Annotated in this window: 29 protein-coding genes; 15 read left to right on the forward strand and 14 right to left on the reverse strand. The window is 65.6% G+C overall.

The annotated features are described in order from the left end of the window. Nucleotides 1–247: 247 nt before the first annotated feature. Nucleotides 248–532 (forward strand): hypothetical protein, encoded by a 285-nt coding sequence (locus R8F63_20880; GenBank protein ID MDW3221067.1) that lies wholly within the window; start codon nucleotides 248–250, stop codon nucleotides 530–532. Between the two features lie 609 nt (nucleotides 533–1,141). Next, nucleotides 1,142–1,588 (forward strand): hypothetical protein, encoded by a 447-nt coding sequence (locus tag R8F63_20885; protein MDW3221068.1) that lies wholly within the window; start codon nucleotides 1,142–1,144, stop codon nucleotides 1,586–1,588. Nucleotides 1,589–1,616: 28 nt separating this feature from the next. Here the strand turns inward: R8F63_20885 and R8F63_20890 are convergent, their stop codons facing one another. From R8F63_20890 to R8F63_20910, 5 genes are read right to left on the reverse strand one after another with little or no spacing between them, the layout of a single operon-like run. After that, nucleotides 1,617–2,792 (reverse strand): class I SAM-dependent methyltransferase, encoded by a 1,176-nt coding sequence (locus tag R8F63_20890; protein ID MDW3221069.1) that lies wholly within the window; start codon nucleotides 2,790–2,792, stop codon nucleotides 1,617–1,619. Between the two features lies 1 nt (nucleotide 2,793). Then, the gene (locus R8F63_20895; protein MDW3221070.1) at nucleotides 2,794–4,029 is read right to left on the reverse strand and encodes a class I SAM-dependent methyltransferase; all 1,236 of its coding nucleotides are present in this window, start codon (nucleotides 4,027–4,029) and stop codon (nucleotides 2,794–2,796) included. An 11-nt stretch (nucleotides 4,030–4,040) separates the two neighbouring features. Beyond that, nucleotides 4,041–5,066 (reverse strand): SDR family oxidoreductase, encoded by a 1,026-nt coding sequence (locus R8F63_20900; GenBank protein MDW3221071.1) that lies wholly within the window; start codon nucleotides 5,064–5,066, stop codon nucleotides 4,041–4,043. Nucleotides 5,067–5,082: 16 nt separating this feature from the next. Beyond that, on the reverse strand, nucleotides 5,083–5,859 hold the full coding sequence (rfbF, locus tag R8F63_20905) for a glucose-1-phosphate cytidylyltransferase (GenBank protein MDW3221072.1): 777 nt from the start codon (nucleotides 5,857–5,859) through the stop codon (nucleotides 5,083–5,085). Further along, nucleotides 5,856–6,752 (reverse strand): glycosyltransferase family 2 protein, encoded by an 897-nt coding sequence (locus tag R8F63_20910; GenBank protein ID MDW3221073.1) that lies wholly within the window; start codon nucleotides 6,750–6,752, stop codon nucleotides 5,856–5,858. The genes rfbF and R8F63_20910 overlap by 4 nt, the downstream gene beginning before the upstream one ends. A gap of 192 nt (nucleotides 6,753–6,944) precedes the next feature. Between R8F63_20910 and R8F63_20915 the strand changes: the two genes are divergently transcribed. The 5 genes from R8F63_20915 (at nucleotide 6,945) to R8F63_20935 (ending at nucleotide 11,665) form a co-directional block, all read left to right on the forward strand. After that, a complete protein-coding gene (locus R8F63_20915) occupies nucleotides 6,945–7,304 on the forward strand; it encodes a BlaI/MecI/CopY family transcriptional regulator (GenBank protein MDW3221074.1) in 360 nt (119 codons plus the stop codon). A 108-nt stretch (nucleotides 7,305–7,412) separates the two neighbouring features. Next, nucleotides 7,413–8,186, forward strand: coding sequence for a M56 family metallopeptidase (locus R8F63_20920; GenBank protein ID MDW3221075.1), 774 nt, complete (start codon nucleotides 7,413–7,415; stop codon nucleotides 8,184–8,186). Nucleotides 8,187–8,368: 182 nt separating this feature from the next. Next, nucleotides 8,369–9,892 (forward strand): CopD family protein, encoded by a 1,524-nt coding sequence (locus R8F63_20925; protein ID MDW3221076.1) that lies wholly within the window; start codon nucleotides 8,369–8,371, stop codon nucleotides 9,890–9,892. Next, nucleotides 9,889–10,275, forward strand: a complete 387-nt coding sequence (locus R8F63_20930) for a cytochrome c (GenBank protein MDW3221077.1) — start codon at nucleotides 9,889–9,891, stop codon at nucleotides 10,273–10,275. The genes R8F63_20925 and R8F63_20930 overlap by 4 nt, the downstream gene beginning before the upstream one ends. Before the next feature lie 730 nt (nucleotides 10,276–11,005). After that, on the forward strand, nucleotides 11,006–11,665 hold the full coding sequence (locus R8F63_20935; protein MDW3221078.1) for a hypothetical protein: 660 nt from the start codon (nucleotides 11,006–11,008) through the stop codon (nucleotides 11,663–11,665). Nucleotides 11,666–11,727: 62 nt separating this feature from the next. On the opposite strand, the gene R8F63_20940 is transcribed toward R8F63_20935, so the two are convergent. The 3 genes from R8F63_20940 to R8F63_20950 form a co-directional block, all read right to left on the reverse strand. Next, entirely contained in the window at nucleotides 11,728–12,207 is a 480-nt protein-coding gene (locus tag R8F63_20940) for a DUF305 domain-containing protein (GenBank protein ID MDW3221079.1), read from the reverse strand. A 298-nt stretch (nucleotides 12,208–12,505) separates the two neighbouring features. Then, nucleotides 12,506–12,688, reverse strand: a complete 183-nt coding sequence (locus R8F63_20945) for a hypothetical protein (protein ID MDW3221080.1) — start codon at nucleotides 12,686–12,688, stop codon at nucleotides 12,506–12,508. Nucleotides 12,689–12,784: 96 nt separating this feature from the next. Further along, a complete protein-coding gene (locus R8F63_20950) occupies nucleotides 12,785–13,354 on the reverse strand; it encodes a cytochrome c biogenesis protein CcdA (GenBank protein ID MDW3221081.1) in 570 nt (189 codons plus the stop codon). 64 nt (nucleotides 13,355–13,418) lie between these two features. Here R8F63_20950 and R8F63_20955 point away from each other — a divergent pair, with 64 nt between their 5' ends. After that, complete coding sequence (locus R8F63_20955) at nucleotides 13,419–13,799, forward strand: heavy metal-responsive transcriptional regulator (GenBank protein ID MDW3221082.1); 381 nt, start codon at nucleotides 13,419–13,421, stop codon at nucleotides 13,797–13,799. A gap of 61 nt (nucleotides 13,800–13,860) precedes the next feature. Further along, complete coding sequence (locus tag R8F63_20960; protein ID MDW3221083.1) at nucleotides 13,861–14,172, forward strand: YnfA family protein; 312 nt, start codon at nucleotides 13,861–13,863, stop codon at nucleotides 14,170–14,172. A 108-nt stretch (nucleotides 14,173–14,280) separates the two neighbouring features. On the opposite strand, the gene R8F63_20965 is transcribed toward R8F63_20960, so the two are convergent. Both R8F63_20965 and R8F63_20970 read right to left on the reverse strand, forming a co-directional pair. Then, nucleotides 14,281–15,633, reverse strand: coding sequence for an NAD(P)/FAD-dependent oxidoreductase (locus R8F63_20965; GenBank protein ID MDW3221084.1), 1,353 nt, complete (start codon nucleotides 15,631–15,633; stop codon nucleotides 14,281–14,283). 252 nt (nucleotides 15,634–15,885) lie between these two features. Next, entirely contained in the window at nucleotides 15,886–16,185 is a 300-nt protein-coding gene (locus tag R8F63_20970; protein MDW3221085.1) for a thioredoxin family protein, read from the reverse strand. A gap of 54 nt (nucleotides 16,186–16,239) precedes the next feature. On the opposite strand from R8F63_20970, the gene R8F63_20975 reads away from it, so the two are divergent. The 5 genes from R8F63_20975 (at nucleotide 16,240) to R8F63_20995 (ending at nucleotide 19,669) form a co-directional block, all read left to right on the forward strand. Beyond that, nucleotides 16,240–16,680, forward strand: coding sequence for a heavy metal-responsive transcriptional regulator (locus R8F63_20975; GenBank protein ID MDW3221086.1), 441 nt, complete (start codon nucleotides 16,240–16,242; stop codon nucleotides 16,678–16,680). Nucleotides 16,681–17,032: 352 nt separating this feature from the next. After that, nucleotides 17,033–17,347 carry a metalloregulator ArsR/SmtB family transcription factor gene (locus R8F63_20980; GenBank protein MDW3221087.1) on the forward strand — a complete coding sequence of 105 codons (315 nt, stop codon included), beginning with the start codon at nucleotides 17,033–17,035 and terminating at the stop codon, nucleotides 17,345–17,347. Then, the gene (locus R8F63_20985; protein MDW3221088.1) at nucleotides 17,347–18,273 is read left to right on the forward strand and encodes a cation diffusion facilitator family transporter; all 927 of its coding nucleotides are present in this window, start codon (nucleotides 17,347–17,349) and stop codon (nucleotides 18,271–18,273) included. The genes R8F63_20980 and R8F63_20985 overlap by 1 nt, the downstream gene beginning before the upstream one ends. Further along, a complete protein-coding gene (locus R8F63_20990) occupies nucleotides 18,270–18,884 on the forward strand; it encodes an isoprenylcysteine carboxylmethyltransferase family protein (GenBank protein ID MDW3221089.1) in 615 nt (204 codons plus the stop codon). Before R8F63_20985 ends, R8F63_20990 begins: the two co-directional genes overlap by 4 nt. After that, the gene (locus tag R8F63_20995; GenBank protein MDW3221090.1) at nucleotides 18,881–19,669 is read left to right on the forward strand and encodes a cation transporter; all 789 of its coding nucleotides are present in this window, start codon (nucleotides 18,881–18,883) and stop codon (nucleotides 19,667–19,669) included. The genes R8F63_20990 and R8F63_20995 overlap by 4 nt, the downstream gene beginning before the upstream one ends. Nucleotides 19,670–20,765: 1,096 nt before the next feature. On the opposite strand, the gene R8F63_21000 is transcribed toward R8F63_20995, so the two are convergent. From R8F63_21000 to R8F63_21010, 3 genes are all read right to left on the reverse strand, one after another. Continuing rightward, the gene (locus tag R8F63_21000) at nucleotides 20,766–21,287 is read right to left on the reverse strand and encodes a VOC family protein (protein MDW3221091.1); all 522 of its coding nucleotides are present in this window, start codon (nucleotides 21,285–21,287) and stop codon (nucleotides 20,766–20,768) included. Between the two features lie 84 nt (nucleotides 21,288–21,371). Beyond that, nucleotides 21,372–22,151 carry a DUF981 family protein gene (locus R8F63_21005; GenBank protein ID MDW3221092.1) on the reverse strand — a complete coding sequence of 260 codons (780 nt, stop codon included), beginning with the start codon at nucleotides 22,149–22,151 and terminating at the stop codon, nucleotides 21,372–21,374. An 11-nt stretch (nucleotides 22,152–22,162) separates the two neighbouring features. After that, nucleotides 22,163–22,729 (reverse strand): YceI family protein, encoded by a 567-nt coding sequence (locus R8F63_21010; protein ID MDW3221093.1) that lies wholly within the window; start codon nucleotides 22,727–22,729, stop codon nucleotides 22,163–22,165. A gap of 101 nt (nucleotides 22,730–22,830) precedes the next feature. On the opposite strand from R8F63_21010, the gene R8F63_21015 reads away from it, so the two are divergent. Then, on the forward strand, nucleotides 22,831–23,316 hold the full coding sequence (locus R8F63_21015) for a MarR family transcriptional regulator (protein MDW3221094.1): 486 nt from the start codon (nucleotides 22,831–22,833) through the stop codon (nucleotides 23,314–23,316). A gap of 213 nt (nucleotides 23,317–23,529) precedes the next feature. Here the strand turns inward: R8F63_21015 and R8F63_21020 are convergent, their stop codons facing one another. Next, complete coding sequence (locus R8F63_21020) at nucleotides 23,530–25,707, reverse strand: LuxR C-terminal-related transcriptional regulator (protein MDW3221095.1); 2,178 nt, start codon at nucleotides 25,705–25,707, stop codon at nucleotides 23,530–23,532. Between the last annotated feature and the right edge of the window lie 69 nt (nucleotides 25,708–25,776).

The raw sequence follows: 25,776 nt of genomic DNA on the forward strand, positions 1-25,776 counted from the left end.
ATCTCCGTCGTCGAGGTTACGTCGGTGCTCGCAGTGTCCGTCGACACCGCCGCCGCACAGGCGGGCGCAGAAGAGGCACGGGACCGTCCGGGTTCGTTGGCTCTGCTCATCGTGTCGTTGATGTTGCTGATCTGGGTGGTCGCTCTTGGGATTTCCATCCGTCGTGCCCGCAATCGGGGGTCCGGAGTGCCGCGCCGCACGCGTGACTAGCTTCGATCGGGACCGGCCAGACGGGGGATGGTGGGGGATGGAGGACAACAGCGAGCAGATCGAAGCCGCGGTGGCGTTCGTCGACCTCGTGAGCTTCACCGCGTTGACCGATGTGCACGGTGATCACGTCGGCGCCGATGCAGCGGTGGCCATCGAACAGTCCGCCGTTCGGCGGTCCGGTCCGCTCGTGAGGCTGGTCAAGGCTACAGGCGACGGCGTCCTGGTCGAGGCAACGAATCCGGCCGATGGGCTGCGAGTGGCCGGCGAGATCGTCGAGGACGTCCACGAGCTCGGTCTCGACGCCCGCGCCGGCGTTCACTAGGGACCAGTCGTGGCCCGCAACGGCGACATCTACGGCTCCACCGTCAACCTCGCATCTCGTCTGGCATCCCTCGCACAACCCGGCATGGTTATGGTGACGCGGGTGGTTGCACGAGCGGTCGGCGAAACGCCCTTCGCAGCTGTTCCGCGAGGCCCAACTCAGGTGAAGGGTCTCCATGACCCCGTCGAGACATTCCTGGTGGACCCGTGCAACCACGAGGGGAAGTGGGTCATCGATCCCGTGTGTGGCATGCGTCTCGACGCCGCGACTGCGCAAACGGGACCAGGGCCGACTCTGGACGGCTACGGATTCTGTTCGCCCGCGTGTGTCGCGCTCTTTGCGGAAGACCCGAGCCGCTACCCCTCGGTCGAAGCGACGAACCGAGCTGATTGAGTCCCATCGGCATCGTGGATTGAGCCAGCGCCGACTTCAGGACCAAAGGCCCGTGATCTTCCGCGTTCCACATGGTCTGCTCAGGGTATGAATCATGCACACGTCCGGATACTTCGAGTCGGCGCGGCGCTCGCGACGTTGGCTGTCCTGGCGGCAGCCTGCGGCGAGGACGATCCGCTCGCTGTCTCCGATGAGAACAGTTGTGAACTTCAAGCCGTGGATGATGCCACGGCCTCCACGGTCGATGACCATGAGGACGACGCTGTCGTCGATGACCACGACGCGGATGTGGTGGTGAGCGTCGACTATGTGGTGGAGATCGACATGCTGGAGTTCGGCTACAGCTGTGATCTCCCGAGACTCGATCTCGGGACTGTTCTCGAAGTGCGAATGACGAACATCGGTGCGGTGGAGCACGAGGCGGTGTTCGGCGATCTCGCTGCGCAGAACGCAGCCGAGGCCGAGATGGCCGATGCCTCGACTGCGGCGTCGGACCATGACGGGCACGGAGGCGATCACGGCTCACCCACGCTCGTGCTGGCACCCGGCGAATCCGGATCGATCGTCGTGACGATGGAGGAGCCCGGCGACATGATCATCGGTTGCCATGTGCCCGGGCATTGGGACGCAGGCATGCGAAGCGACTATGTCGTGTCCGCATGACATCTCATCGATGCCGGCCGGCTGCCGATCAGACGCCGATGAGTTCGGCGCTGAGTCCTCGTTCCTCGAGTTCCTGTTGGATCTCGTCGAGATAGATCGGGTTCATGGCAACGACGAGGTCGGGCTGGTAGGTCGCGAGGAAGTCAGGCGCCACGATCTCCTGTCCGGTTCCAGCCATGAAGAACCCGTGTTTCGCCGGGTTGATGTCCACGGCGAATTGGATGTCGTTTTCGCGCAGCCCTGTCAGGAACGACACACCCTTGGAGCCGGCCCCCCAGATCACCACTCGTTGGCCCTCGTCCACGGCAGCGCTCACTCGGTCGCGCCACTGTCTGCGGACGGTCGTCACTCGCCGGCCGTATTCCTCCGCGCTCGCGATCAGCTCGAGAAGTTCGGCCCCGCCCGACGGGGAGTGAGACGGGGGCCCATCGGGGGATGGCCGTGCTTCGATGACGACGTACTGGTCGTCGTACTCGTGGGTGATCTTGATCGGGTCGAATCCCGATGCGCGAAAGAGGCGGGCGAGTGAGCCCGCCGTGAAGTACGAGCAGTGCTCGTAGTACACGTCCCAGAATGCCACCTCGTCGAAGACACGCTGCACGTCCGGGAGTTCGAAGAGGACGATGACGTCGGTCCGAGCGCCGATGGTCTGTCGCAGTGAGCGCATGAAGTCACCGACGGAGGCGATGTGTTCCAGCGTGTGGCGACAGACGATTGCCGACACGTCGTCCGTGATGTCCGGCACCGGATAGAAGTCGGGTATCCATTCGAAGCGGTCCGGTTCGGCAACGTCGATGCGTCGGGGCTCGAGCGCCGGGTCCACGCCGACCGCCCGTCCGACTCCCGCCTCGACCATGAGTTGCAAGAACTCGCCCATCGAACCGCATCCGATCTCGAGCACGGTTCGATCAACGAGGTCGTAGTCCTCAACCCAGCGGGAGGCGAGTGCGCGGGCGAATTCGACGAACCGAGGTGAACACCCCTGCGTTTCCTCGTAGCGAGCTGAGTACTCCGACAACGTCGGATCAAATGTGGCGTTGAAGACGAACCCACAACCTTGACAGACGGTCAAGGTCATGTCGCCGGTGGGAAACGCCGCGGCGGCGGTTGCAGAGTCGAGGAGAAGGCAACTGTTGCCCGGGATACCGGACTGGGAGTCGATGAACCGGAGTTCAGTCGCCGCGCACGCAGGGCATGTCGTCATCTCAGTCGCCTCCGATGATCTGTGGTTGGGGAACGGGAAGGATGAACTGGCCTCCACCGGTCGTGTAGTCCCGTTGTTGCGCGATGATCTCGTCTCGGAAGTTCCAAGCAAGAAGTAGGACGAAGTCCGGTTTGTCCGCGACGAGGGTGCTGACGTCGCGAATCGGTTGGTGAGTGCCGGGCATGAAGAGGCCTTGCTTGTAGGTGTTCCGATCGACGACGTACTCGATGAGGTCGGTGCCGAGATCGGCGGTGTTCAGCAGCGTTGCGCCCTTTGCCGCGGCTCCGTACCCGGCGATTCGAGCACCGTTGGCGCGAAGTTCGATCAGCAGTTCTCGCAAGTCGCGAATCAGCGACGACACTCGCCTACCGAACTGCGCGTAATACTCAAATGAGCCTAGGCCCGCAGCTTCTTCACTCGCGACGCGGTCGAGAAGACGTGCAGTCGGCTCTTGATGGTGACCGATGTGCCAACGAAGTGTGCCGCCGTGCAGGTCGGGGAAGTACTCGACGTCGTTGAGCCAGAGACCATGACGACGCATCTGCCGGTCGATCGACATGCAGGAGTGGTAGTAGAAGTGCTCGTGGTACACGGTGTCGAATGCGCAGCGTTCGATGAGGTCCTGCACGTTCGGGTTCTCGATGTGGATCACGCCATCCTCGGCAAGGAGCAGCTTCATCCCCGCCGTGAAGTCATTGATGTCGGGAATGTGCGCGAACACGTTGTTCGCGATGATGACGTCCGCTCGCGGTCCACGCTCGACGAGCCGCGCGGCCAGCTCCCTCCCGAAGAACTCGGCCATGTTGGGTACGCCGGCCGCGGTGGCGGCTGCGGCCTGGTCCGGCGCGGGATCAATCCCGAGCGCAGAAACACCGGCATCGCAGAAGTTTCGGAGCAGATACCCGTCGTTGCTCCCGATTTCGACGACGAAGCTGCTCGAGTCGAGGTGGCGTTCTTCGATGAGCGCCTCGGCGTGGGAACGACTGTGTTCGAGGAGTTCGTCGCTGAAGGACGAGAAGTACAGGTAGTTGTCAACGAACATCGTTTGGGCCGGTACGTCTTCGGTGATCTGAACCAGGGCCGACTCGGGACAGAAGGCCAAGCGAAGTGGAAATCGAGGTTCCGGCTTCGCGAGGTCCTCCTGACGCAACAGTGCATCGGCCAATGGCGTGACGCCGAGGTCGAGAAACTCACGGAGGTCAGTGCTCCCGCTGCTGCGGCAGGCTTCGATCGGCACGGCGGTACTCCTCAACTCGTCTGTCTGCGGCGAAGATCGGGGCCCAGAGTCTGTGCCTCGAGCATCCCGGCGATGCGCTTCACCCTCATGAAGCGGTCGCCCTCGAGGTCGTCGAGGGACAGCCCGTACCGCCGGTATGCCCCAGCCAGTTCCTCGACACCGCGCCGAACCGTCCACTGTGGCTTGAACGATGGCACGAGGGCAGCGAGCTTCTCGCCGCTGACGCGATAGTTGCGTGGGTCGTCGAACGCATCGTTCGACAACTGCACTTCACTCCCGTTCACGACCTCGGCCACGATCTCCGCGACATCTCGTATCCGGTAGTTCTCGCTGCTCGCACAGACGTTGAAGGCCTCGTTGTGGACGACGTCGCGGGGAGCCGTCGCCAGCGCGAGAAAGGCCCGCACGATGTCTTCGATGTGCACGAGCGGCCGCCACGAGGTTCCGTCGCTCTTGAGGTAGACGTATCCGGTGGTGACCGCGAATCCGGTGAGGTTGTTGACGACGAGGTCACCGCGAAGCCGTGGTGATGCGCCGTACGCGGTCGCGTTTCTCAGGTAGACCGGACTGAACGTGTCGTCGGCGAGCTCCGCGAGGTCTCTCTCCGCCAGGACTTTCGATTCTCCGTAGGGCGTGACGGGGTTGAACGGTGCGGACTCGTCGATGAGCGTGTCACCCTGGGCGCCGTAGAGGCTGCACGAGGACGACTGCAAGAAGCGTGCGACGCCAGCCTCCTTCGCCATCTCTGCAACGGCGATCGTCGCGCGGTGGTTGATGGCGAACGTGGACTCCGGGTTCAGATCACCGAGCGGATCGTTGGAGATGGCCGCAAGGTGCACCACCACGTCGACGTCGGCGAACAACTCCAGATCAACATCGCGTGCATCGATGGAGAATTCACGAGGGGGGACCGGTTCGTCTCCGAGCGTGCAGCCGCGAAAGAGCATCGAGTCGACGCCGACGACGTCGTGACCGGCTGCCTCGAACATCGGCACGAGCACAGTGCCGATGTAGCCGTCGTGGCCGGTTACAAGCACCCTCATCGGGGGCCTCCTAGCGATCCCAGAGCTTCCACGGCGCGTCTCCCTGCCAGAGTTCCTCGAGCAACTTCTTGTCACGAAGGGTGTCCATGCACTGCCAGAAGCCTTCGTGGCGGTATGCCATCAGCTCACCGTCCGCAGCCAATCCCGACAGCGGCTCTCGTTCGAACATCGTTTCGTCGCCCGAGATGTAGTCGAACACTCCGGGTTCGAGTACGAAGAACGCTCCGTTGATCCAGCCTTCACCCGTCTGCGGCTTTTCGCTGAACTCGACGACCTTGTCGCCATCGATCTCCAGATGTCCGAACCGGGCCGAAGGCCGGGTCGCCGTCACCGTGCAGAGCCGTCCGTGCGACCGGTGAAAGGCCAGAAGGGCGTCGAGATCGATGTCGCTGACGCCGTCACCCCACGTGACCATGCAGGTCGACTGGCCGAGATGGGGTTCGAGCCGCTTGATTCTGCCGCCGGTCGCGGTGTGCAGACCGGTATCGACGAGATCGACGGTCCAGTCCAGACCAGGCGCGCTGTCGCCGTGCGAGACAACGGTCCCCGCACCGAGGTCGACGGTCACGTCACCCATGGTGGCGGCGGCATCACGGAACCACCGTTTGATGTAGTCGCCCTTGTAGCCGCACGCAACGACGAACTCGCGGTGTCCGTAGTGGGCGTAGTGCCGCATGATGTGCCAGAGGATCGGAACCCCTCCGATCTCGACCATGGGCTTCGGTCGCCATTGCGTCTCCTCCGAGAATCGGGTGCCGAGGCCACCGGCCAGGATGCCGACCTTCATCGGGACCCCCCGATCGATTGAGCGACCCACGACTTGACTTCCCCGCCCATGATGCGTGGGCGCCGATCTGACATCAGCCAGGCGATCAGTCGCCGCGCGACCGTGAGGCGATCGCGTGCCGGAATCGGCGCTCGGACGGTAGCCGCAAGCAGCGCGGCGGCGAGCCGCGCCACTGGCATCGGCGCCCCTCGTGCGCGGCGGTCGAACCAGTTGCGACGGGAGACGGCATCAGGGTTCGCCGGAACGGAGGATCTCGGGTGTCGACGACGAAGGAAGGCCTCGGGGACCTGTGTCAGTCTGCCTCGTAGAGCCAACTCGAAGATCAGTGCCTTGTCGGACCCACCGAAGCCGCGGATGAGTCCCGTGTCGAGAAGCAGACTCCGGCGGCAGAGACCGAAGACTGGGTGGCACACGTGGAAGTGACTTCTCACAGGATCTGCGAGTAGATCCGCTATGCGGTCGACCGGATTGGTGGCATCGCTCCATATGGCGGTTTCGGGAGCTCCCGCCCGGGCGCCCTCTTCGTCGATGTAGTACGAGGTGCCGTAGGCGACTGCGATGTCCTCGGTCTGATGGGCTCGTACGTATCCTGCGAGAAGATCTTCCGCCCAGACGTCATCGGCCGCCAGCCATGCGAACAGGTCACCGTCGCTCTCCGTAGCGAGGATGTTGAAGTTCGCAGCCGCTCCGAGGTTCTCCGGTTGGCGGATGACGCGGATGGACGGCTCTGCTGCCGCGATGCCACGCACAATGTCGAGCGACTTGTCCGTGGAGGCGTTGTCCGAGACCACGATCTCGTCGGGCCTGCGGCTTTGCCCAAGAAGGGACGCCAAGGCTTCCTCGACGTAGTCTTCGGCGTTCCATAGCGGTACCCCGATCGACACGGTGGGCATGACTCTCCTGGTTGGACTCGTGGGCAACGCCACGATCGATACTACGACAATGTGTCGTAGCGTCCTCGTCGGCACCGGGCGGATATTGTTGAGGTGCTCGAGTCGGGTTCGATGATCGTCGGTTGTCGCGTTGCTCGAGGCTGCGCCGATGATCGGAGGACCTGTAGCCTCGGCGTCGGATAGGAGGCTTGGATGACTCTCAGACGTCGCGCGATGGGCGCGCTCGAAGAGCACGTGATGGACTACCTGTGGGCAGTCGACGCTCCCGCGTCAGCGGCGGATGTGCAGCACGCCGTTGCTCCTGAACTCGCCTACACCACGATGACGACCGTGCTCACACGACTGGTGGACAAGGGCCGGTTGGAGCGCGCTCGTGTCGGACGCTCGTTCGTCTACTCGCCGGTGAGGTCGGAGGCAGAACACCGGGCCGCGACGATGACCGACACACTCGGAGCGGCCGTCGATCGCACCGCGGTGCTGAGCAGGTTCATCGACTCCCTCGCGACGGACGACGTTGATGTCTTGCGCCGAATCCTGGACGAGGACCACTAAGTGTCGGGGGCGCTCGTCCTGCCGACACTGGTCGCCGGAACCGGTGGGATCGTCGCCGGCCTGATCCGATGGCCCGTACGGCCGATGCTGGCGGTCAGACTGCTGACCATGGTGGCCGTTGTCGTATCGGTGACCGTCATGGGCGTGCTGGTCCTCGTTGCCGCGGGGTTTGCGGCTCGCGTGTCGCTGCTGGCTCCGGTTCTCTCATCGTGCCCGGTCATCCCGGACCACCACGAGATGGGTTACTTCGAGGGAATGTCGGCATTGATTCTGCTCCCTGCTGGACTTCTCCGGGCTCTCATGGTGCGGCGGCGCTGGCGTCGCGCCGTCAGTTCTGCCGACGGTCGCCGGTTCCGCATCGTCGACGATGCCGAGTTCATTGCGTTCGCGGTCCCAGGCGATCCGGGCTGTGTGGTCGTTTCGCGCGGACTGCTCGATCGGCTCGAGCCCCGAGAGCGAAAGGTCGTCTTCGCCCACGAGCGAGCTCACCTTCGGCTCGGCCACCACCGGTACCTGTACGCCAGCGAGCTCGCGGCGGCGCTGGTCCCGTTCCTCATTCCGCTCGCGGCACAGATACGTTTGGCGACTGAGCGAAGTGCCGACGAAGCCGCCGTCGATGCCCTCGAGGGCGATCGGCGGCTTGTCGCCCGTGCCCTCGCCCGGGTCGCACTCAGCCGTCCGAGTCATGACCGGCTCGTCGCTGCGTTCGGCGGAAGTTCGGTACCGCTGAGGGTGCAGGCGCTCATCGGGCCACCGCGGCACCCATCACTGGGGATCGTTGCGGCAGTGGCAGTGGCGACAGTAGCCATCGCCGCGGCGGTTGCAGGCGTCGTCCAGCTCCACCACTTCGCGGAGTTCGTCGGCCACCTCTGCGGGTTCTGAAGGCCTTGTCAGCCTCGGAGTGTTCGGTCGGCGGGTGACGCCGCGTTCACGACAGCCTGTCGTATCATTCCCGGGCACAGGCCAGGGGCGGAGTGCCTCCGAGACAGCCGGCCAACCTTCAATCTCTTGACGAGGTACTCGTGAAACTCTCCCTCCGCCTGCTCGGCGCATTGCTGCTCCCTGTGGCGGCCGTCATCGTTCTCGCAACTCCGGCGGCGGCTCACACCGGGTTCGAGTCGTCGGAGCCGAGCGACGGTTCGACGGTCGATCAGCCTGTCGAGATCATCACGCTCGTCTTCAGCGGCGAGGCCGAGCCGACCGGGGAGGGATTCCAGATCCTGGACTCGTCCGGCGTGGTGCGCGAGCCCACGCAGGCAACCACCGCCGACGGGCTCACATGGACACTTCGCTTCGATCCGGCGCTCGTGGATGGCACGGTAGGCGTTCGCTGGATGGTCAAGGCGCCGGACGCGCACCCGATCGAAGGGAGCTTCAGCTTCACGACCACAGCCCGCTCTGCCGCGAGCGAACTGGATGGAGGCGCCAACGACGAAACGGCGCAGGCCTCGACAGGCGCCTCGCTCGGTGAGGCGCCCGCTGAACCAGCCGAAGTGGACCTCGACAGCTTCTTGGCAACCGACGCCTCATCGTCCGCCGTTGCGCAGCAGGTGGGCGCCGCCGCTCGTGTGGTCACGCTGATCGGAACACTGATCGGCGTTGGCGCGCTGGTCTTCGCAGCGGTCGTCCTGCGCGGTCACCACCGCGATGTCGCCTACGTCCTCTACTGGGTGCGACGGGCGGGCGTCCTCGTCGTCCTCGGAGCAGCCGCTGAGCTCGTAGCCCAAGTAGCAGTTGAAGGCGGAGGCGAGTGGACCGCGCTGTCGTCGCCGTCCACCGTCGCCGCGGTGGTCACGGCGCCCTTCGGCATAGCCGTCGCGCTGCGCATCGCTGGCGGTCTCGCGCTGACATCGGGAGCCGACCTCTACATCGCCCCGGTCGAGTTCGCCCCGGATCCGGTCGTCGCGATAAAGGAACTCGTTGGCGTCGGGGCCGGATCCCGCAGCGCCGGGGGGACGATCGGTGACGATGCGACGCGACCCGCCCTGGCGTCCGGGATGTCCGAGCCGTACGTCCACCAGGGTGATCACGCGTGGCGGCCGACGATCGACTCCGGTTGGGCCGTTGTCGGAGCGCTCGCGCTGGTGGGTTCGCATCTGTTCGACGGCCACACCGTGACCACGGGGAGCCGGGTCTGGACCGGGTTTGCGGATGTGGTTCATGTCGCCGGTGGCGCGGTGTGGGCCGGCGGGGTGCTGATGCTGGTGGCCGTGCTCTGGCGGCGTCACCGCCGCGGCCATGCACCTCGTTCGCTGCAACTCGCGATGCGATTCTCGGTCGTCGCGACGTTGGCGCTCGTTGTGGTGGGGGTCGCCGGCTTGGCCCTGACCGTGATCGTGCTCGACTCACCGTCGGAGCTGTGGGCCACCGAATGGGGGCGGACCCTGCTGATCAAGACGCTTCTCGTGGCTGCTGCCGCATGTGCCGGCGGCTACAACCACAAGGTTCTGATCCCTGCGATGGAACGCGCCGGAGACCACCCCGATCTCGCGCACCGCTTCCGGCTCGTGGTCAGCGCCGAAGCCTTGGCGCTCGTGGGCGTGGTGATCGCCACCGCCCTGTTGATGGGCGCGGCCTCCACGCCATGAAGGCGCTTCTCCCCACCACGGTGATCGTGGCAGCGGCACTCGTTGTCGGTCTCGGCGGCTGTGGCTCGGGTGACGGCGATACGGCGGCGGTGGCGGGTCCGGGGTCCATCCAGTTGGGCGCGGAGGTCTACGCCCAGACGTGTGCATCGTGCCACGGAGCCGACCTCCAAGGCACCGACAAGGGCCCGTCACATCTGTCGATCGTGTACGAGCCCAATCATCACACTGACGCGTCCTTCCGCAACGCCATCGCCAACGGTGCCGCGCAACATCACTGGAACTTCGGCGACATGCCGTCGATCGACGGGCTGACGGGCGAGGAGGTCGACGCGGTCATCGCGTTCGTACGCGCCGAACAGGAACGGCAAGGTTTCGAGCAGTAGCCGTAGTGTGGCGACGTGCGCCGCCAAGATCCGGATCGCCTTGCGGGACTCGACCGATCGTCGCTCGTCGTGTTCGCAATGGCGATCGCAGTCTTCGCTGTGGTCCTCGTTGGTAGTTCGTGGGCTGACGGAGAGCACAGCGCCCTTCGGGATCCATTGAGCTACTTCGGCTCGGACGGCGCCCCTGCGCCAACGTTCTTCGCCGTGTCGCTGGGGGTGCTCGGTGCTGCGATCAGTTGGATGGGGTACCGATGGCTGCCGAGGGGCCTGGGCGTCGGGTTGGTTGTCGTCGGTGTGTGTGCAGCGCTGCTGGCGATCCTGCCCCTCGACTGTTCACCGGTTGACGACGTCTGCGAGGTGGTCATCAGAGCTGGCGCCGACTCCGCCTCTCACGACCTGCACGGGTACGTGGGCTTCGCTCTCCACCTCGCGGTTGTGGCGACCTCCGGCGCAGCCGCACGTTTGCGGCCGTTCGGAACCAGTCGCGTCGCCGCAGCTGGAGTGGTCGCTCTCCTCCTGGCGAGCTTGCTGCCGCTCGTTCTGATTGCGGTACGTCCCTTCGGAGCGGGTCTCGGTACCGCTCAGATCGTCGGATTCTCAGCAGCTGGCCTTCTCGCGTTGGTAGCCGGCACGAGATTTGAAGGTGATCCCGCTGGAGCGTAGGGTCGAAGGCGTGTCTAGAGGAGGCCCCGTGTTCCAACGCCGCAGTATCGTTGTTGTGCTCTCGCTCATGTTGTTCGCCTCAGGGTGCGAGTTGGCCGACTGGGACGTCGGGGGCGCTGAGCGGGAGTTCTACTGCGACCCGACCGACACGGAGATCAACGACGGCCACGGTGAGGGACACCAGGGCGGAGCTCACTTCCCCTACGACGAACCCAAGGGGCCGTTGACGTCGACCGAGTGTCTCGCACTCGACATCCATCTCACGAACGCCGTCGAGTTCGCAGAGCAGTTCCCGACGGCTGGCGACGCCGAAGATGCAGGTTGGTTCCGACTTGCTCCCTGGATCCCGGGCCAAGGAACCCATCATCTCGACCCGAGCTATGGCATCCCGACTTCCTTCGACTGGAGCCGCCCGACGATGTTGATGTATGACAGCAATCGCCGGAGCGGGCAGCTGACGGGGATGGTCTGGGCGGTCAACACAGGGAGCGGAAACCCGCCCCCCGAAGGCTTCGCCGGCAGCAACGATCACTGGCACGCGCACCAGACGCTGTGCTATCGCAACGGCACCATCGTCGGCGACAACACCACCGACGCCGAGTGCGCCGCTCTGGGTGGGACCAATGTGGACTCCTCGGGCATCTGGCTCCTCCACGTCTGGCTTCCGGAATACGACGGCTGGCAGGCCACGGACATTTTCAACAAGGAACACCCGGGCATCAACTGAGCCGAGCGGTCGGCGCCCGCGGAGGCCTGCAGTCGTTCGAGGACGCGGCCGTCTTTCCGACCTCAGTTCCCGAACTGGCCAGCGCAGGTCCGGCTACTCGATCCGGTGAAGTCGGGCACCGGTCGCGCTTCGGCTACCTCGACCGAGTCGGCCGGTCCGTTGCTCGCGATGTCGTCGATGAGCCAGTCCATTTCGGCGATCTCACGACGCTGGGCTTCGATGATCTCGACCGCCAACTCGCAGACCCGCAGATCCTCGAGCTCTGAACGTTCGCTCGTGAGAATCGCGATCGAGTGGTGGGGAATCATCGCTCGCATGTACGACTGGTCCTGCACGGTCTCCTGACTCCGGACCAGCCACAGAGCCCCGGCGAAGACCGCGATCGACGCCAAGACGATACCGATGTTGATTCTCGCGTCCTTGAACATCGACAACATGAATCCGAGCATGATCACCGCCATTGCGGCGCCCATCACGAAGGCCATGAAGAAGCGGGTCTCGCTCCAGCGGACGTGGTCCCATGCGTAAGTGTTCAGATACATCAGAGCGAACATCACTGCAGTCGACGTGGCGATCATCGCTCCGAAGCGCCAATAGCTCACGTGCACCCCAGATCCGGACTGCGCCGATTCGTTTTCCTCGGTATCGGCGCGTCGCTCGGCCGCGGCAGGTTGATTGTCGTCTCCGAAACGGGGCTGACCGTCGCTGGCTACGTCCATGATGACTCCTTCGTGTCGATTGAAGGAGGCAATACCCGGGCGGCCGTCGGCCTAAACGACACAATGTCGTAGTGGCAAACGGTCCTTCTTGCTTGTAGCGCGAGCCGTGAAGGTTCTCGCCTCAGACGGGGAAGAGGTCTTCGAATGTGTTGGAAAAGATCGAGAGGAGGACGAACCAGGTTCCAACGATGAGGAGGACCCAGCCTCCCCAGCGTTTGATGGTGGGTGTGGCGGCGCCGAGTCGCTCGACGGTGGCTACTTGGCTGATGGACACGGCGACCGCGGCGCCGAGGATGAGGATCACGAGGGTGGCGGCCGCGACGACGTAGGCGAGCAGGGCGGCGTCGAACCCACCGGCCGAGAGCGCTTGGACGGCCAGACCGGCCGTGATGGGACCCGTTCAACCGAACCCGGCAGCAAGATACGCGAACCCGAACACGAAGAATCCGGCGACCGGGCGTCGGCGCCGCAACGCCGCTTGTCGGCCGAGCAGGCGGTGAACAGCAGGTTCGAACCGGCGGAGGTTCGCTCTGATGATGCCGATCTGGATGAGGCCGAAGATGATCAGGCCCCCACCGACAACACCACGCAACGTTCGCCCAGCCAACGAGTCGAACGTGACCGAACTAGCCAGTCCGGCGCCACCGGCGGCGATGACCAGACCCAGCATGATCACGAAGGTCGCAGCGCCGCCGGCGATCCAGATGGCCCGTCCGACGGCGCGGCGGACCCGGACCGACCCGGGGTCGCCTGGTCGGCTCTCTCTGATCAGCAGGGTGGCGAGGAGCGGGAACGAGCAGGGCGAGAAGAATGATGCGACACCGGCGGCCGCCGCGAGGCCGACCAGGCCGATGCCGCTTCCTCTCGGGAGGTCGAAGCGGGGGTAGGCGACATAGCCGACGAACCCGGCCAACCCGACGGCGACGATGGCGAGCACGAGCAGTGAGTAGCGGATCGGAGATCTGTCCATGGGGCCAGCTTGCACCCCGCACCCAGGTGCCGGGTCAAGTGCTGTGCCCCCTAATGTCGACTGCATGTGGATCAGCGAACTGGCAGAACATGCAGGTGTCGCGGCTCGGACTGTTCGGTTCTATGAAGAGCAGGGCCTGCTGACGAAACCCGAACGAACGCACGCGGGCTACCGAGACTACGACGACGCAACGGTCGAGCGACTGCTGTTCATCAAGTCGGCCAAGTCGCTCGGGCTCACGCTCTTCGATATCGGTCGGGTGTTGGAGTTGGCCGACACCGACGAACGGCCATGCGGGCGCGTCGAAGCCATGGTCGACGCCAAGGTTGCCGAGATCGACCAGCGGATCGTGGAACTGCAAGTACTGCGGGCGCGGCTGTGCTCGCTGGATGCATCGCAGGGCGGCGAGGCGTCCGTCTGTCCGATCATCGAGCACGCGAGATGAGTTTCACGGCCAGCTTCGACGCGACGGTCCGAGGGTCACGCTCGTGACGGTTGGACGGTCCTTGGCGCTCTTCGCGATTGCTGCCCTGGCCGAGATCGGCGGTGCGTGGCTGGTGTGGCAAGGCGTTCGCGAGAATCGCGGGTTCATCTGGATTGGCGCAGGAATCGCTGCGTTGGGTGCCTACGGCTTCGTGGCCACCTTCCAGCCCGAGAACAACTTCGGACGAATCCTCGCGGCCTACGGTGGAGTATTCGTCGCCGGATCCCTGGCCTGGGGTATGGCTGTCGAGGGCTTCCGACCCGACCGCTTCGACGTGGCCGGCGCGACGGCGTGCCTGCTGGGAGTGGCGGTCATCATGTACGCGCCACGATGAACGCCGACGGGCCGGGGCTACCCAGCGGACCTCGATTGGACGAGGACGGGCGCCGGATCGTCGCGTCGACGTTCCTATTCGAACAGACCGCGCTCGCTTGCACGCTTGTCAGAGCATCGAGCCGAGGTCGGCGGTGACAGTGGGGTAGGCGGCGGTCATGGATTTGAGTTGGCGGGTGGTGAGGCCGAGTTTCATGGCGAGGGCGCAGAAGTTGATGAGTTCGCCGTACTCGGGTCCGAACATGTGAGCGCCGACGATGGTGTCGGTGGTCTTGTCGACGAGGATCTTGACCGCAGCGGCGGTTTCGCCGATCCGGTAGTTCGAGTACCAGCCGCTGGTATCGGAATAGCGGACGTCGAGGTCGATTCCCTCGGCGCTGGCGTCTGCCTCGAGGAGGCCAACGCGGGCGAGTTCGGGGATCGTGAACACGGCGGTGGGGACGCCGTTGTAGTCGGGCACCACGGCGGAGTCCGTGAGCATGTTCGACGCGGCGACCTTGCCTTCGAACACAGCGACCGGCGTGAGCGCCATGCCGGGAGAGTCGGCGGCATCGCCGCCGGCGTACACAGCTGGGTTGGTGGTGCTCTGGAGGTGGCCGGCAACGTCCACACCCTTTTCGCCGCAGGCCACGCCGGCCGCGTCGAGGCCCAGTCGGGACAGCTGCGGGATCCGGCCGGCGCCGTGGACAACGAGGTCGGTCTCGATGGTGGTCTCGGTTCCGGCTCGTTCGACGGTGACTCTCAAACCTGACGGTTGAGGCTCGATCGCGGTGACGACGCTCTCGCGTTGGACATTGATGCCGACCTCGGCGCCCCGGGTGATGAGGAGCTCGACGAGGTCGGGGTCGAACCCTTTGAGCGGTCTGTCGCCGCGGTCGACGATGACGGGGCGGCTGCCGGCACGGGCGGCGATGTGAGCGAACTCGAACGAGATGAAGCCGCCGCCGACGAAGAGGATGCGGGCGGGGAGTTCCTCGAGGTTCAAAAAGTCGGTGCTGTCGATGAGTTGATCGGCGCCGGGGAATCCCAGTGGTTTGGGTCGGGCGCCGGTGGCGATCATGAAATGTGACGACTCGTGCGCTGCGCCGTCGATGTCGACGAAGTTGGTGCCGGTGAAGGTGGCGGTGCCGTGGATGGTCTCCACGCCGTTGCCGGTAAGGCTCCGCTCCATGTTCTGGGGGACGGGGTCGGTGAAGCCGCGTTTGTGTTTCATGAGGTCGGCCCAGTTGATCGACAGGCCGTCGTCGTCGATGCCTCTGCCCTGCATCAGTCGGGCGCTGTCGATGAGCTCGGCGCCGCGTCGCAGGATCTTCTTGGGGTCACAGCCCCGGAGGGCGCAGGTGCCGCCGTAGGGGAGTTCGTCGACGATGGCGACTCGCCAGCCTTTCGAGGCGCATTTCTTGGCGGCCTCGACGCCGGCCATGCCCGCGCCGATCACGATCAGGTCATAGGGAGTGGTCATGGCAGGGTCTTTCGGTCAGAAGCAATGGATTCTTGGCTGTCAGCGCTCGCACGAGGCACGGCGCGGCTGCGCTGCTGCGAGCGGCCGAGCCCGACCGCGGCGACGGCGAGGCCGGCGATGATCAGAAGCCAACTGCCAAGGCCGGCGCCGGAGAGAGCTCCGAGAATGCCGGCCGACAACAACAGCGGTATTCCGCAGCAGACACCGAGCCCGACGGCGCCAAGGGCAACAAGGCTCGCAGAGCTTTCTCTCTCAGCCACGACACAACACTTCGCGCAGTTGTTCGATCGTCGGCGCGCCGGCCGTGCCGTCGGGCGTTTGGTACACCCGGCACGACAACCCGACCGGTGCGTCGGCGTCGGCGAAGATGTCGAGGCCGTCGACGAGGATGCTGGGTGATCCGCGGAACTGGGTCTCCTCGGCTGCCTCGGGGGTGTCGACGATCCGTCGCGTGATGTGAAGATCGCGCCGTTCGGCCGCCAGGGTGCGTAGGTGGGCATCGGCTTCGAGCCAGTTCGGGCAGTCGTCGAAGTAGAGCAGTGTCACGTCCATTTCTCGACGATAAACCTTGAACCACGGATCAAGGTCAAGGCGTATCGTGTGAGGATGTTGATCGGTGAGTTCTCGGACGCACTCGGGGTCCCTACCCAGACAGTCAGGTTCTACGAACGGCGTGGCTTGCTACCGCGCCCGGAGCGGGCGCCCAACGGTTACCGGCTCTACGACGAAGTCGCGCTCCAGCGCGGCCGTTTCATCAGATCGGCCCAGGCGGCAGGGCTGACACTGGCTGAGATCGGAAGCATCATCGACATCCGCAGCGATGGGGCTGCGCCGTGCACCCATGTCGGTGCGCTGCTCGAAGCGAAACTGGCCGAGGTGCGGGAACGCCAACGGCAACTCGGGGCACTCGAAGGCGAGCTTGAGCACTTGTTGGAGCGCAGCGAGGTCCTCGACCCCGCCGACTGTGACAACGACGATGTCTGCCACATCCTCCATGCGGGAATCGGTCTCCCGTCACCGGGTGTTGCCGGGAAGTCACAGCCATGACCGACGATGGTTCCGTCGTCGGCGAACGGCGACCCGGACGTGCTGGGCGACGCCGAATTTGTTTCAGCCGAGCAACGCCCTGATCGCAACACGGTCGCCCGAGTCGTCTCGGCACACTTCGGCCCATCGTGCCGGAGTTGCGTTCGTCAGCGCAGCCGAGCAGGCGGGGATGCCGGTTGCTTCGTTGACGCGGCTCAGCGCGATGTAGTCCATGGCGCTCGCGGGTTCGAGGTCCGGTGCGCCGTTGACGAACTAGGCGGAGCACTATACCTTCACACATATGCAGGTATCAGAGGTATCCGGGTTGGATGGGTGTGCAGTTGCGGTGACCGATGCGGCTCGGGTTGCGGTCGTGGCGGAATCGCTGATCGATGTCGACGTGGCGTCTGATCTGGCGGAGTTGTTCCGATTGCTCGGTGACCCCACACGGGTGCGGATCTTGTATGCGTTGTTGGAGGCGGGCGAGTTGTGTGTGTGCGACCTGGCCGAGGTGGTGGGCACGTCGGATACGAAGGTGTCGCAGGCGCTGCGCTTGCTGCGTAGCGCGGGGGCGGTTCGGAATCGTCGTGATGGCCGCAATGTCTTCTACCGGCTCGATGACGCCCATGTCCGCATGCTTCTCGACGTCTCGCGTGAGCACGTCTCCCACAAGCACGGGGGCGAATAGTGGGTGGCGATCACGACCACGGAACCGGGCTGGCTCGCGCGGGCGAACGTCATCGCGGCCGGCTGCTGGCGGCGTTCGTCATCATCGGCGGGTTCTTCGTCGTCGAGGCGGTTGCCGGGTTTCTGACGAACTCACTCGCGTTGTTGTCCGATGCCGGACACATGCTGACTGATGTGATCGGGATCGGTATGGCGCTGGCCGCGATCCAGTTGGCGTCGCGTTTCGAGGCCCGCTCGGCCACAGTCCGGTCGAGCCACACGTTCGGTTTGTACCGGTTGGAGATCTTGGCGGCGTTTGTCAATGCGCTGCTGCTGTTCGGTGTCGCGATCTGGGTGCTCATCGAGGCCGGCCGCCGGCTCTTCGACGAGCACGAGGTGCTCGGGGTGCAGATGCTCGTCGTCGCCATCCTCGGCCTCATCGCAAACCTGGTCGCGTTTGCGTTGCTGCGAGAGGGTTCGAAGGAGTCATTGAACGTCGAGGGCGCGTACCTCGAGGTGCTCGCCGACACCGTCGGATCGGTCGGCGTCATCATCGCCGCAGTGCTGCTGGAGGTATTCGGTTGGGGCTGGATCGACCCCGTCATCGGCGCGCTTATCGGACTCTGGATCCTCCCGCGCACCTGGCGCCTCGGACGCCGAGCCGTGCGAGTGCTGCTCCAGGCCGCGCCCGATCATGTCGACCTCGATGAGCTGGCCGACAGCCTCGAATCGATCGACGGAGTCGTCGATGTCCATGACCTTCACGTGTGGACCTTGACCTCGGAGATGGACGCCGGATCCGCCCATCTCGTCACCGTTAGCGGTGTTGAAAGTCATGGGGTGCTCGATCAGGCCCGTCATCTGCTCGAACACGACTTCGGGATCGTCCACGGAACGTTCCAGGTCGAGCCTGACAGTCATGTCGGCTGCGAGGAGGTGGCCTGGTGAACACTGCTGCCCTCGTTCTGTTCGGTGTCTGGTTCGTGGTGATCTTCGTGGTGCGGTCCTTGGTGCAGAAGCGTGACACCGGTGACTCCGGCATCCGACCGGGAGCGTTCGCTGCGGATGCATCGATAGTGGAACGGGTTGCGTACGTGTTGTTGCTCGTTGCGTTCGCTGGTGCGGTCGGCGCGCCGATCGCAGCGATGGCCGGTGTGGAGCCCCTGTGGGACAACGATGCGCTGCGGTGGGTTGGCGTGGTCGTCGCGGTCGCGGGTATCGGTTTGACCTATGCAGCTCAGGTCGGGATGGGGAGCGAGTGGCGGATCGGGATCGACCGCACCGAGGTCACCGGCCTGGTGACCTCTGGCGTCTTCGGTCTCGTCCGCAACCCGATCTTCACCGCGATGATCTTCACCGCGGTCGGTTTTGCGGTCATGGTGCCGAACGTGATCGCTGTCATTGCCGTGGTGTGTTTGGTGGTGGCGATCGAGATGCAGGTGCGCTTCGTCGAAGAGCCGCACCTCCGCCGGCTGCACGGGACTGGATATGGGCAGTACGCGGCGGAGGTGGGCCGGTTCGTCCCACTGATCGGCCGCGCCGCGGGGGCTCGTCGATGACGGTCAGCCGATTCCGCGTCGACGCCATGGATTGCACCGCTGAGGAGCAGCTCGTCCGTATGCGCCTGGGCGAACTGACCGGCATCGAGCAGGTCGCCGTCGATCTCGACGCCCGGCAGGTGGCAGTGCAGCATCGCATCGAAACCGACGCGGTCGATGCTGCGCTCCAGTCACTCGACCTGGGCACGACGCACCTCGGCGACGGCGGCGAGCTTGATGCTGTCGCCGACAGTGGCCGTGAGCGGCCGGCGCTCGTGTTTGCGTTGGTTGTGAACGCGCTGTTCTTCGTCGGCGAGCTCACCGCAGGGCTGGTGAGCCGGTCGATGGGTCTCGTGGCCGATGCCCTCGACATGGGTGCTGACGCTGCGGTCTATGCGTTGAGTCTTCTCGCTGTTGGCACGAGCACGGTTCGGAAGAACCGGCTCGCTCGAACAAGCGGCTACCTCCAGTTCGGCCTGGCCGTCGTCGGGCTCGGAGAAGTTGTCCGCAGGTTCGTGAGCGACGACGCGCTGCCCGAGGTCGGGCCGATGATCGTGGTGTCGCTTCTGGCGCTGGCAGGCAACGTCGCCACACTGGTGGTGTTGCGAAGAGTCCGCTCTAGCGAAGCTCACTTCCAAGCGAGCTGGATCTTCACGGCCAACGACATCAAGGTCAACGCCCTCGTCATCTTCGCCGCGATCGTCGTGGCGTTCACCGACAGCTCGGCACCCGACCTGATCGCAGGAGCAATCATCTTCACCATCGTCGCCAACGGCGCCCGTCGGATCCTGAAACTGGCGAACTGACCCTCACGAGCCAGGGGGACCCCCGCTGCGCCAGTCGGCCGAGTTCTCTTGGTCGCGAGCGTGATCAATCAGCTGCAGTTGGGCTTGCCCTTTCCGCGGACCGGAAGCGCACCGCCCGCGCTCACCTTCAAGCGTAGGACGCCGAGCGCCGCGGCGCCGTACGATGGCAGCGTGAAGGTGTCGCTGCTCACTTCGATGATTGTCCGACCTGGCGGACTGCGGCGGACCGCCTGGGCCAACTCGCTGACGAGATCCCCGGCTTCGACGTCGAGCGAGTTCTCGTGGATACACCCGAGGCGGCCGAGCGGACCCGTTTCCGGGGTTCGCCCAGCATCCACGTCAACGGAACTGACCTGTTCGCCGATCCCGAGGCGCCGGTCGGTCTGTCCTGCCGCATCTACCAGACGCCCGATGGAGCAGCCGGGTCACCCACGATCGATCAACTCCGACGGGCGCTCGAATCAGCCCGTCTTTCGATGACGCCGCCCGGCAGCGGTTGCGTCGACAGGGCTGCCGACGGGTGACCGATGCCGACTGACCTGGGCGACGCCCTCGCCGCGATCGAGCGCTGTTGGCACTCTGAGTGGCCGACACCTGGAAGTGGCGGCTTGCCGCCGAGAACGGCATCCATGCAACACAGATGCAACGGCATATCGGCAAACAGCGGAGAACAACGGTCACGGCCGCGCAGCAGCCCGAGCGTCACAAGCCCCGACCTGTCAGGCGAAACCCCGAAAATCGTTGATCTGGCAAGGGTTGTGGAGAACAGTCTCAGAGGGCTCATAACCCGAAGGTCGCAGGTTCAAATCCTGCCCCCGCCACCAAAGCTCCTGGTCAGAAGGGCCGCATCTCGGTGCGGCCCTTCGCCGCGTCCCGCGATCTCACACCCAGCCTGTTGAGATCCGTCGTCCGCACGGCTTCTGAACAGCAGATTCGTCCGCGACCTTCGGACTGGTTGCCCGACGAAACCGCGGCCCTCGGCTCTCCCAGCCACGTCGTCTGTCGTGGGCTGGGTCGCAGCGGGAGGGCGTCTACAGGAGCCCGGTGACGGGCGCCACCGTCGACGCCCAGGGGGATCCCGGTTCGATGAAGGCGGTCATGACGGTGCCTCCTCGATGTCGGCCACGACAGTGCTGGCGGTGGGCACGCCCGACCAGCGGGCGAGCTCGCCGGCGAGGTCGAGGTGCTCGACCGGGGCCGTGTGCTCGAACTCGCCCCAGGCGTCGCGGGGCAGCATCCACATCAGCTCGAACTCGTTGCCGTCAGGGTCGGCGCCGTAGATGCTCTTGGTGGCGCCGTGGCTGGACTCGCCGGTGTAGGCGCCGGCATCGAGCAGCGTTTGGCGGGCGGCGGCCAGCTCGTCGATGGTGTCGAGCTGCCAGGCCAGGTGGTAGAGGCCGTTGGCGCCGCGCCGCTTCGGACCGGACGCAGTGCCGACGCCGAACAGACCGAGGTCATGATGGTTCCCCGAACGCAAGGAACGAAGGAAAGCGGCGTTGGCGCGGGGCTCGCGGGCGATGACCTCCATCCCGAACACGTCGGTGTAGAAGCGCACCGACCGTTCGAGATCGGCGACGAAGAGCACTGCGTGGTTGAGGCGAACGGGGGAAACGGCCATCGGATGGCCCCTTTCTGTGGAGTTGGGTGGACCGGGTGTCAGCCGGTCCACCGCAGTTGCTGTCGGCTGTCGGTTGTGCGTGGATCACATGGTGTCGACCGCGAGACCGATGTGACTGAAGTAGTTGAATGCGCCGAAGAGCAGGAAGATCCACCCAGCGATGCTCAGCGTCCAGCCCGCGATGACGCGAGCTCGATCATTGCCTGCGATCGCGCTCGGTGTGGCGAGAGCGCCGACGCTGGTGAGGGCGTAGAGGCCCGAGATGAACGTCGGCTCGAGCCATGGGTGAAGCCCGGCGACCCAGCCGCTCACCGGCTCTTGGGGCGGCGCCGTGAAGAGCTGGTTCGACATTCCGGCCGCCGCGATGGCCAGGAGCGACAGGCCAGCGCCGATGATGACCGGCGCCATCGGCCGAGCGATGGCCGCGGCTCGCGCGATCACATCACCGTCGTCGAGAAGCTGTCTGCCGCGACGCCACGCGAAGGTCGCGACCGCGAGCAGCATGAAGCCGAACAGAAGGGCCGGTTCTCCGAAGATGATGTTGTCGAAGGAGAAGTCCGGCGCCAAGGGCCACGTCAGGGTCATGTGCAGACCCGTGGTGACAAGGATCGAGCCGAGCACGCCGAACGCCAGGGCATAGCCATCAGCGGAGGTGTCGGAGCGGTTGGTGAGCAGATCACGAGCGAGCCGGACGAGCAGGACGAGACCAGCCCCAGCGGCGAGCGCCATGATCGTGTTGTAGGTCGGGAGGTTCTCCCAGTCGATGACGAGGTCGGACTGCGCCAGGACCGAGCCGCCAGTGCCAATTTCGTACCTGTCAGTTCCTTTCTCGGGGGCGGCGGGTGGAGCGGAGGCTCGCTCCACCCGCCTGGTGGTCAGTTGGCGTCGCTGATGCGGATGGCGGACACCTCGAACTCGAGGGTGACCTTCTCGCTGACGAGGACGCCGCCGGCTTCGAGGGGGGCGTTCCAGCTGAGGCCCCAGTCCTTGCGGTTGACCTTGGTGGCACCTTCGAGGCCGATACGGGTGTTGCCGAAGGGGTCGACGGCGGTGCCGGTGTACTCGAAGTCCACGGTGACGGGCTTGGTGACGCCCTTGATCGTCAGGTCGCCGGTGACCTGGTAGTTCTCGGCGTCGACCTGCTCGACGGCAGTGGAGGTGAACCGGATCTCGGGGTGGTTCTCCATGTCGAAGAAGTCGTTGCTCTTGAGGTGGCCGTCGCGATCGGCGTTGCGGGTGTCGATGCTCTCGGCCTTGATGGTCAGCTCGACGGTGGAGTTCTCGGGGTGCTCGGCGTCGAAGTAGCCGGAGCCGTCGAACTCGTTGAAGTTGCCGCGGACCTTGGTGACCATGGCGTGGCGGGCGACGAACCCGATCCGGCTGTGGGTCGGATCGATCGTGTAGCTGCCGGTCAGGCTGGCCGGGGCGGTGGTGGTGCTCATTGTCGTGTTCTCCTCAGTTGGTTGATGTCTCACCTAATTGGTGGACACATCATCTACTAACTCGGATGACATGTCAACTATTCCGCGGTATGGTGATTTCCATGGACGACGTCAAGTGGCTGAGCGAGCGTGAGGAGCAGGCGTGGCGGGGCCTGCAGTTGATGCAGATGCGCCTCGAGCGCGAGCTCGCCCGTCAGCTCGCCGTCGACTCTGGGCTCTCCTACCCGGACTATCTGGTAATGGTCGCGCTCACCGACCGGCCCGACGGGCGGATGCGGCTCTTCGAGCTGGGCAGCTTCCTCGGCTGGGAGAAGAGCCGGCTGTCCCACCACGTCGCCCGCATGGTCAAGCGTGAACTCGTGGACAAGGAGCCCTGCGATGACGACCGCCGCGGCGCGTTCGTCGTGATCACCCACAAGGGCCGGGCAGAGATCGAAGCTGCCGCCCCCGGTCACCTCGCCACGGTTCGCCGTCTCTTCGTCGACCACCTCGACACAGATCAGCTCGACCAGATCGCCGACATCGCCGAGACCGTGCTCGCATCCCTCGACCTCGACGAGTGCGACCCCACCAAGCGTGCGCACTGAGAAGGGAGCAAGACGTGACCGGCACCGAACGATGGCCCTCGATCCTCGTCGGTGAGTGGCAGGACACTCGCGGCACGCTGCCGCTCTATCCCAGCAGGTGGTGGGCAAGATGTGACTTGCCAACGAGTCGCTCCTCAACGACTGGGTGGAACTCCAGCCGGTACCTGACCACCCGAGGGCTCTCGACGAGGTCGCTGCCGAGCTTGGGCGCGGTCAGAGGAGACCGGCGTCGCGGGCGGCTTGGACGGCGGCCTTGCGGTCGCCGGTGCCGAGCTTGCGGTAGATCGCCCTGCAGTGGGTCTTCACGGTGTTGAGCGAGACGTAGAGCTCGTCGGCGATCTCGCGTTGGGACATCGCGGAGGGGAGATAGCGCAGGACGGCGAGTTCCCGGTCGGTCAGGTCCTCGACGAGCGCGGGCGCGACCGGTTGCGGTGTGCTGACCTGGTGACGGGCCTCGACGCGGGCGAGGTACCGGCCGGCGATGCCGGGGTCGGGGCACTGGTCGATGACGCGTCTCGCCTCGGCGATGAGGTCGGCGCCGTCGGGATGGTCGTGGTGACAGAGCACGTCGCCGCCACTGGCGAGGGCGTAGGCGTGCGTGATGCGTTCGGGTGAGCGGCGGGCGAGTTCGACGCCCCGTCGGGCTGCGGTGACGGCGTCGTCGGCCTCGTCGGTGGTGCGGGCGACGACGCTGTGGGCGAGTGCGGTCTGGGTGAGATCGCCGAGCCCGTGTCGGGTGGCAACGTCGATGGCGCGTGCGGCCTCGGCATGCGCGGCCGAGGTGTCGTTGCGTTCGATGTGGGCGACGGCGGAAAGGACGGGGGCGACGGCTTGGACGAAGGAGTGCCCCTCGTCGGGCGCCGTGCGTTCGGCCTGCTCGAGGAATGGGCGGGCGCCGTCGAAGTCACCGGCCCAGACATAGGCCCCGCCGAGGGTCATGGCCTGGGTCGACTCGAACGGTTCGTCAGCGGCGCGAGCTTCGGCGAGCGCGTCGGCGACGTTGCCGGTCGCCAGGTTGGTCATGATCGCGAGCGCAACGATGAGCCCGGCTTCGTCATCGCCGGGGTCCAGGCTGCGGGCCCGCTCCAGGCACCGATGCGACTCGGCGAAGCGTCCGGTGAAGAACGCGATGTAGCCCTGGACCACGAGCGCGCCGGCGTGTTCTTCGGCAAGGGGTCCGAGCCGGGCGACCTGGTCGGCGACGGTGCGGAGCTGGCCTCGGTTCATCAGGTCGGTGGCCTCGTCGTAGATGAGGTCGGCCGCGATGGCCAGCTCCCCGGCGGCGAGGTAGTGCTCGACCGCGTCGTGGGCGTCGCCGTGCTCGTGATGCCATCGCGCGGCCTGCCGGTGGGCGTCGGTGAGGTCGAGGGACGATTGGTCGGCGTCGAGGCGGAGGACGTCGCCGAGGAGGTGGTGGTAGCGGAACCAGGTGCCGGTGCGGTCCAGGCTGATGAGCAACTGATTGTTCGCCGCCGTCTCGTGCAGCCATCGGGCGCCGTCGCTCGTGCCGCAGACGGCATCGATGAGCGGCCCGCACATGCGATCGAGAATCGCGGTGCGCATCATTCGCGTGCGGTCGCCTTCGTCGACCTGCGACAGGTACTCCTCGGTGAGGTAATCGACCACGAGACGGTCGTCGCCCTGGAACGCGTGCACGAAGTCGTCGTGGTCGTCGCTGGCCCGCAGCGACAGTCCGGCGAGCACCAGGCCGGCCGCCCAGCCTTCGGTGCGTTCACAGAGTGCGTCGGCGTGCTGAGCAGTGATGTCCGGGTCGGCGTCGCGGAGCAGCAGTTCGGCTTCGGTCGGCGCGAAGTTCAGCGCGTCGGCGCGCACTTCGACGAGCTGGGAACGCACCCGCAGCCTCGAGAGCCGGATCGAGGGATCGAGGCGGGTCGCCAGCACCAGCATGAACGTCGGTGGCGCCAGTTCGATCAGGGACTCGATCGCGTCGTCGATGGCCGGGTTCGCGACCAGGTGATAGTCGTCGATCACCAGGGTCGCCGGGTCTGCGCCGGCGAGGGCATTGACGAGCCGCTCCAGCAACGGCCCCGCGTCGCCGGCAGCGGACGCGACAGCTGGGCCGACCGTCTCGGCGATGTCGGGCACGAGGCCTGCGAGGGCACCGACAACGTGACCCCAGAAGCGGGCCGGATCCCGGTCGGCCGGGTCGGCCTGAAGCCACGCGCCGTCGTCTCTCGCCGCCTGCCAACCTGCGAGCAACGTCGACTTCCCGGATCCCGCCGGCGCACTGACCAGCACCACCCGAACCGCAGGATCGGCCACCGCAGCATCCAACACGGTGTGCAGCCGCGGCCGGGCGATCAGCTGCGCCGGCAAGGTCGGCGCGCTCAGCTTCGTCGCTACGAGATCGCTTCCACCGGCCGCCTCCATGACCGCAAGCGTATTGGGCGACAGGCGTGCGGAGCAGGCTCGGGGGTGGATCTCACCCGGGTGAGATCG

The organism is Acidimicrobiales bacterium, assembly GCA_033344915.1.
Classification (GTDB): Bacteria; Actinomycetota; Acidimicrobiia; order Acidimicrobiales; family Aldehydirespiratoraceae; genus JAJRXC01.

Excerpts from the sequence above, each read along its gene's own strand:
- R8F63_20880 (MDW3221067.1), top strand. The coding sequence starts at position 248 with ATGGAGGACAACAGCGAGCAGATCGAAGCCGCGGTGGCGTTCGTCGAC.
- R8F63_20890 (MDW3221069.1), bottom strand. The coding sequence starts at position 2,792 with ATGACGACATGCCCTGCGTGCGCGGCGACTGAACTCCGGTTCATCGAC.
- rfbF (MDW3221072.1), bottom strand. The coding sequence starts at position 5,859 with ATGAAGGTCGGCATCCTGGCCGGTGGCCTCGGCACCCGATTCTCGGAG.
- R8F63_20910 (MDW3221073.1), bottom strand. The coding sequence starts at position 6,752 with ATGCCCACCGTGTCGATCGGGGTACCGCTATGGAACGCCGAAGACTAC.
- R8F63_20915 (MDW3221074.1), top strand. The coding sequence starts at position 6,945 with ATGACTCTCAGACGTCGCGCGATGGGCGCGCTCGAAGAGCACGTGATG.
- R8F63_20920 (MDW3221075.1), top strand. The coding sequence starts at position 7,413 with ATGGTGGCCGTTGTCGTATCGGTGACCGTCATGGGCGTGCTGGTCCTC.
- R8F63_20930 (MDW3221077.1), top strand. The coding sequence starts at position 9,889 with ATGAAGGCGCTTCTCCCCACCACGGTGATCGTGGCAGCGGCACTCGTT.
- R8F63_20935 (MDW3221078.1), top strand. The coding sequence starts at position 11,006 with ATGTTGTTCGCCTCAGGGTGCGAGTTGGCCGACTGGGACGTCGGGGGC.
- R8F63_20940 (MDW3221079.1), bottom strand. The coding sequence starts at position 12,207 with ATGTATCTGAACACTTACGCATGGGACCACGTCCGCTGGAGCGAGACC.
- R8F63_20950 (MDW3221081.1), bottom strand. The coding sequence starts at position 13,354 with ATGGACAGATCTCCGATCCGCTACTCACTGCTCGTGCTCGCCATCGTC.
- R8F63_20955 (MDW3221082.1), top strand. The coding sequence starts at position 13,419 with ATGTGGATCAGCGAACTGGCAGAACATGCAGGTGTCGCGGCTCGGACT.
- R8F63_20965 (MDW3221084.1), bottom strand. The coding sequence starts at position 15,633 with ATGACCACTCCCTATGACCTGATCGTGATCGGCGCGGGCATGGCCGGC.
- R8F63_20970 (MDW3221085.1), bottom strand. The coding sequence starts at position 16,185 with ATGGACGTGACACTGCTCTACTTCGACGACTGCCCGAACTGGCTCGAA.
- R8F63_20975 (MDW3221086.1), top strand. The coding sequence starts at position 16,240 with ATGTTGATCGGTGAGTTCTCGGACGCACTCGGGGTCCCTACCCAGACA.
- R8F63_20995 (MDW3221090.1), top strand. The coding sequence starts at position 18,881 with ATGACGGTCAGCCGATTCCGCGTCGACGCCATGGATTGCACCGCTGAG.
- R8F63_21000 (MDW3221091.1), bottom strand. The coding sequence starts at position 21,287 with ATGGCCGTTTCCCCCGTTCGCCTCAACCACGCAGTGCTCTTCGTCGCC.
- R8F63_21010 (MDW3221093.1), bottom strand. The coding sequence starts at position 22,729 with ATGAGCACCACCACCGCCCCGGCCAGCCTGACCGGCAGCTACACGATC.
- R8F63_21015 (MDW3221094.1), top strand. The coding sequence starts at position 22,831 with ATGGACGACGTCAAGTGGCTGAGCGAGCGTGAGGAGCAGGCGTGGCGG.
- R8F63_21020 (MDW3221095.1), bottom strand. The coding sequence starts at position 25,707 with ATGGAGGCGGCCGGTGGAAGCGATCTCGTAGCGACGAAGCTGAGCGCG.